This is a genomic window from Bradyrhizobium sp. 23 (assembly GCF_023073295.1).
In the GTDB taxonomy this organism is placed as follows: Bacteria; Pseudomonadota; Alphaproteobacteria; order Rhizobiales; family Xanthobacteraceae; genus Bradyrhizobium; species Bradyrhizobium canariense_D.
Genome location: NZ_JADPJF010000064.1, coordinates 74,665 through 80,486, shown reverse-complemented (window position 1 = coordinate 80,486; position 5,822 = coordinate 74,665). Strand labels below are relative to the sequence as shown.

At 65.2% G+C, this 5,822-nt stretch carries 4 protein-coding genes, 1 pseudogene and 1 riboswitch; of the genes and pseudogenes, 3 read left to right on the top strand and 2 right to left on the bottom strand.

What is annotated here, in order from left to right; genetic code table 11:
* Both IVB32_RS15400 and IVB32_RS15395 read left to right on the top strand, forming a co-directional pair.
* The coding region (locus IVB32_RS15400) for an isocitrate/isopropylmalate family dehydrogenase (RefSeq protein WP_247410685.1) at positions 1–364 on the top strand (364 nt) is incomplete at its 5' end.
* 99 nt (positions 365–463) lie between these two features.
* Complete coding sequence (locus IVB32_RS15395; protein WP_247368161.1) at positions 464–958, top strand: DUF3455 domain-containing protein; 495 nt, start codon at positions 464–466, stop codon at positions 956–958.
* A gap of 4 nt (positions 959–962) precedes the next feature.
* On the opposite strand, the gene IVB32_RS15390 is transcribed toward IVB32_RS15395, so the two are convergent.
* Both IVB32_RS15390 and alaS read right to left on the bottom strand, forming a co-directional pair.
* Entirely contained in the window at positions 963–2,189 is a 1,227-nt protein-coding gene (locus tag IVB32_RS15390; protein WP_247368163.1) for a cyclic nucleotide-gated ion channel, read from the bottom strand.
* Between the two features lie 4 nt (positions 2,190–2,193).
* Positions 2,194–4,887: an alanine--tRNA ligase gene (gene alaS, locus IVB32_RS15385; RefSeq protein ID WP_247297250.1), complete on the bottom strand. Its 2,694-nt coding sequence runs from the start codon at positions 4,885–4,887 to the stop codon at positions 2,194–2,196.
* A gap of 222 nt (positions 4,888–5,109) precedes the next feature.
* A riboswitch (glycine riboswitch) is annotated at positions 5,110–5,199 on the top strand.
* Positions 5,200–5,358: 159 nt separating this feature from the next.
* Here alaS and gcvT point away from each other — a divergent pair.
* Positions 5,359–5,822, top strand: a pseudogene (gene gcvT, locus IVB32_RS15380) (glycine cleavage system aminomethyltransferase GcvT); the annotation flags it as partial.

The following is a 5,822-nucleotide window of genomic DNA, read 5'->3' as shown; positions in this document are numbered from 1 at the left end:
CTCGCTCGGCCTGATGACCTCGGTTCTCCTCACCCCCGACGGCAAGACGGTAGAAGCCGAAGCCGCCCACGGCACGGTGACCCGCCACTACCGCGAGCATCAGAAGGGCAAGGAGACCTCGACCAACTCGATCGCATCGATCTTCGCCTGGACCCGTGGCCTGTCGCACCGCGCCAAGCTCGACAACAATGCCGAGCTCGCCAAGTTCGCCAACACCCTGGAGAAGGTCTGCGTCGACACTGTCGAGGAAGGCTACATGACCAAGGACCTCGCGCTCCTGGTCGGCGCCGACCAGCGCTGGCTCTCGACAACCGGCTTCCTCGACAAGGTCGCCGAGAACCTCGGCAAGGCGCTGGCGGCGTAAGCCGTCCGCAATTTCGCCCGACTGGGCCGGACATCATCACGGGCCGCGTCGCAAACGCGGCCCGTTCGCTTATTTGGACCTTTGCGCGGAGATGCGACCATGTCGATCAAGCTTGCCGTCCCCTGCCTGTTGCTGCTCGCTGGACCGGCTGTGGCCGCCGACCCGCTTCCCGACGCCATCGCCGCGCCCGGCGAGAGCATCGTGCTCAGCGTCCACGCCGAGGGCGCGCAGGTCTATGAATGCAAGGCCGGCACCGACGGCAAGCTCGCCTGGGCTTTTTGTGAACCGATCGCCACCCTGCTCGCCGAGGGCAAGACGATCGGCCGGCACTATGCCGGACCGAACTGGGAGCATGCCGACGGCAGCGCCGTGGCCGCCAAGGCCGCCGGCAATGCGCCGGGTACCACTGCCGCCGACATTCCCTGGCTGAAGCTGGAAGTGACCGCCCACCGCGGCAGCGGCGTCCTCACGCCCGTTACCACGGTTCAGCGCATCAACACCCATGGCGGCAAGCTCGACGGCGCGTGCGACAAGGCCGGCGACTTCAAGAGCGCGCCCTATTCGGCCGACTACGTCTTCCTGAAGAAGGGCTGAGCCCTCAGCGGTCGGTGCCGTCGCGCTCCACCTGCGCCAGCTCCGCCACTGCAAGGTCGCCGCTGCCCTCCAGCCGCGCCTTTGCCGTCTTGTGGACGTGCGCGGCGAGCGTCGGCATGCGTTCGATCAAGGCGTGAAAGTCCTGGGCGTCGAGCACCAGCAGCCGGCTCTTGCGTGTCGCCGTCACCGTGCCGCTGCGTTTTGTCTTATGCAGCAGCGCGATCTCGCCGAAGAATGTGCCATCCGCGAGCCGCACCTGCTGGTTCGGCAGCGCGATCTCGACCTCGCCGGCGGTGATGAAATACATCGACGAAGCCGCATCGCCCCGCCGCACCAGGATCTCGCCCTGCTCGATCGTGCGCGCCCGCAGCAGCCGCATGATGTCGGCGATCTCGGATGCGCTGAGATGCGAGAACAGCGGCACCCGCGCCAGCATGCCCCAGGTGACCACGAAGTCGCGCCGCTTCACCTCTTCCGCAAAGGCCGTCGAGATGATCGCGACCGGCAGCGCGATCATGGCAAAGCCGCTGATGATGGTGAAGACGGAGATGAACTTTCCGAGCGCCGTCACCGGCACGACGTCGCCGTAACCGACGGTGCCAAGCGTCACGATCGCCCACCACATCGCCTGCGGAATGGTTCCGAGCTTGTCCGGCTGCACGTCGCGCTCGATGGCATAGAGCAGCGAGGCAAACGTCAGCACCGCGCCGATCAGGATGACGATGCAGCCGATCAGCGCCCGCCGCACCGCGTGCACGGCCGCGAGCAGCGACCGCATCGCCGGCGAGTAGCGCACCAGCTTGAAGAACGGCAGCACGCCGAGCGCTGCCAGCGTCGCATGCCGGCCCGTGGCCAGCACGATCGCAGCCGGCAGGAACGCGAGCAGATCGATGATGCCGAGTGCGGAGAAGACATAGCTGAGCCGGTCGGACAGCGCGGACGCTGCGCGCTGGGTATGGCCCGCCACGGTCCACAGCCGCGCCGCATATTCCAGCGCGAACACGATCACGGACAGGATGGTGATCGCCGAAAACAGCGCGCCGAATTGCGCGTCCAGCTCCGGCACCGAGGCAAGGATCATCGCGGCGACATCGAGCACGATGACGCCGATGATCAGCTGGATGAAGCGCGACCCGACCGAGTAGGCCAGCGGATCATGCTCCAGCAATTCGTAGAGGCGATCCCTCAGATTGGGATCGCGAAGCCCAATTCCTCGCGGAACGGGGCGCACCTGCCTACGCGCCGGCCGATTTTTGTTCAGCCATGGCTTTTTCGATCGCCGTGAGCGCCGCGGCAGCATTTTCGCCATCAGGGCCGCCGGCCTGCGCCATGTCGGGCCGCCCGCCGCCGCCCTTGCCGCCGAGCGCTTCGGAGGCGACCTTCACCAGATTGACCGCATTGAAACGCGAAGTGAGGTCCGCGGTGACGCCGACCACGACGCCGGCCTTGCCATCCTCGGTGACGCCGACGATAGCGACGACGCCGGAGCCGATCTGCTTCTTGCCGTCGTCGGCAAGGCTCTTGAGATCCTTCATCTCGATGCCCTCGACCGCGCGCGCCATCAGCTTGACGTCGCCGACTTCGCGCACACCTGAGGCCGCGCCGTTGCTCGAAGCTGCACCGCCGCCCATCGCCAGCTTCTTGCGGGCGTCGGAGAGTTCGCGCTCGAGCTTCTTGCGCTCCTCCATCAGAGCGGCAATGCGCGCCGGGACGTCGTCGATCGAGGTGCGCAGCTCGTGGGCCGCGGTCTTCGCTAGCGCCATGGTGTCGTTGGCGTGTTTTCGCGCGTAGTTGCCGGTTAAAGCCTCGATGCGGCGCACGCCGGAGGCGACCGCGCTCTCGCCCGTCAGCGTGATCAGCCCGATGTCGCCGGTCCGCCTGACATGCGTGCCGCCGCAAAGTTCGACCGACCAGCCGAGAGCGTTGGCGCCGCGCTCGCGCGCGGTCCGGCCCATCGAGACGACGCGAACCTCGTCGCCATATTTCTCGCCGAACAGGGCGCGTGCGCCGGCCTCACGGGCCTCGTCCACGCCCATGACGCGGGTCGAGACTTCGTCATTCTCCAGCACCACCTCGTTGGCGATGTCCTCGACGCGCGCGAGCTCTTCCGCCGTGATCGGCTTCGGATGCACGAAGTCAAAACGTAAACGATCCGGCGCGACCATCGAGCCGCGCTGGGCGATGTGGTCGCCGAGCACCTGGCGCAGCGCCTCGTGGATGAGATGGGTCGCCGAATGATGCGCGCGGATCGAAAAGCGCCTGCCGTGATCCACTTCGAGCTGCAGCGCGGTGCCGAGCTTCAGCTCGCCGCTCTCCAATGTGCCGACGTGAACGAAGAAATCACCGAGCTTCTTCTGAGTGTCGGTGACGCGGAACTTGATGCCGCCCTCGCCGGTCAATACGCCGGTGTCACCGACCTGGCCGCCGGACTCCGCGTAGAAAGGCGTCTGGTTCAGCACGATCGCCCCTAGCTCGCCGGCCTTGAGGCTCGTGGCTTCCTTGCTGTCCTTGACCAGCGCAGTGACCACGCCTTCAGCGCTCTCGGTCTCGTAGCCCAGGAATTCGGTTGCGCCCAGCTTCTCACGCAGCGGGAACCAGATCGATTCGGAAGCCGCCTCGCCAGACCCCTTCCAGGATTCGCGCGCCTTGGCCTTCTGACGCTCCATCGCATCGGTGAAGGAGGCCTGGTCGACGCTGATGCCGCGCGACTTCAGCGCGTCCTGCGTCAAATCGAGCGGGAAGCCGTAAGTGTCGTACAGCGTGAAGGCGACGTCGCCGTCGAACATGTCGCCCTTCTTCAAGGACGCGCTCTTCTCGTCGAGAATGGCGAGGCCGCGCGTCAGCGTCTTGCGGAAGCGGGTTTCTTCCAGCCGCAGCGTTTCCTCGATCAAATTTTCCGCGCGCATCAGATCCGGATAGGCTTGGCCCATCTCGCGCACCAGCGCCCAGACCAGGCGATGCATCAGCGGCTCTTGCGCACCGAGCAGCTGCGCATGGCGCATCGCGCGGCGCATGATCCGGCGCAGCACGTAGCCGCGGCCCTCGTTCGAGGGCAGCACGCCGTCGGCGACGAGGAAGGCCGACGAACGCAGATGGTCGGCGATGACGCGGAACGAGGCCACGGTCTTCTCGTCCGGTCCGCTTCCGAGCGCCGACGCCGTCGCGTCGATCAAATGACGGAACAGGTCGGTCTCGAACACGCTATCGACGCCCTGCATGATGCAGGCCATGCGCTCCAGCCCCATGCCGGTGTCGATCGAGGGACGCGGCAGCGCCACGCGCTCCTCCTTCGTCACCTGCTCGTACTGCATGAAGACGAGATTCCAGAATTCGAGGAAGCGATCGCCATCCTCCTCAGGCGAGCCCGGAGGCCCGCCCCAGATGTGCTCGCCGCGATCGATGAAGATCTCCGAGCACGGCCCGCACGGGCCGGTGTCGCCCATCGCCCAGAAATTGTCCGAGGTCGGGATGCGGATGATGCGGTCGTCGGAGAAGCCCGCGATCTTCTCCCACAGTCCAGCCGCCTCGTCGTCGGTGTGGTAGACCGTGACGAGCAGCTTGTCTTTCTTGAGCCCGAATTCCTTCGTGATGAGCGTCCAGGCCAGCTCGATCGCGCGCTCCTTGAAATAGTCGCCGAAGGAGAAGTTGCCGAGCATCTCGAAGAAGGTGAGATGGCGCGCGGTGTAGCCGACATTGTCGAGGTCATTGTGCTTGCCGCCGGCGCGCACGCATTTCTGCGAGGTGGTGGCGCGCTGATAGGGCCGCTTCTCGACGCCGGTGAAGACGTTCTTGAACTGCACCATGCCGGCATTGGTGAACATCAACGTCGGATCGTTGCGCGGCACCAATGGCGAGGACGACACGATCTCGTGGCCGTTCTCGGCAAAGAAATTCAGAAAGGTCGACCTGATCTCGTTGACGCCGCTCATTTTCATCCAATCGGGTGTGCTTGCACCCGCCTTCCAGCCATCCAAACCGCAAGTTTGGGCTGATATCTGCGGGCCAATGCGCTTTTAGACAAGGCCAGCTTCGCTGTCCAGAAACTGTGCAACCAGATCAAGGCGTTGCCGCAGTCGCGTAATCCGTTGGAAAGCCGCCGATGCCGCGTTGACAGGCTTGGCCGGCCTGTGGTCTTTACCTATCTGTATCGTACGGCCACGTCGGGAGAGACCGGCACTGGTAGCCGGCGCCGAAGGAGCAACCGCCCCGGAAACTCTCAGGCAAAAGGACCGCGTGGCTTTGACAGCATCTGGAAAGAGGCGCCGACGGGCCAAGACCTTTTAAAGGGTAGGTTCGGACAGCGTCCGCCGACGGGATAATACTCTCAGGCACAGCGACAGATGGGGCTTCGACTGGTGTCCACGGGAAATCGTTCCCGGGGAACCGCCGAGGGCCCCCCGATGCTTGCGCGTGACGACAAAGACTCCCTGAAACGCACCCCGCTTTACGACCTGCATGTCTCGCTCGGCGGCAAGATGGTGCCGTTCGCCGGCTATGACATGCCGGTGCAATATCCGGCCGGAGTCCTGAAGGAGCACCTTCATACCCGCAACGCAGCCGGCCTGTTCGACGTCTCCCACATGGGCCAGATCGCACTCCGGCCGAAATCCGGCAAGGTCGAGGACGCCGCCCGCGCGCTGGAACGGCTGGTGCCGCAGGATATTTTGGCGATCGCGCCTGGCCGGCAGCGCTACGCCCAGTTCACCAATGCCGAGGGCGGGATTCTGGATGATCTGATGGTCGCCAATTTCGGCGATCACCTCTTCCTGGTCGTCAACGCCGCCTGCAAGGCCGAGGACGAGGCGCATCTGCGCGCGAATCTCTCGGACGATTGCGTCATCGAGCAGCTGGCTGACCGCGCGCT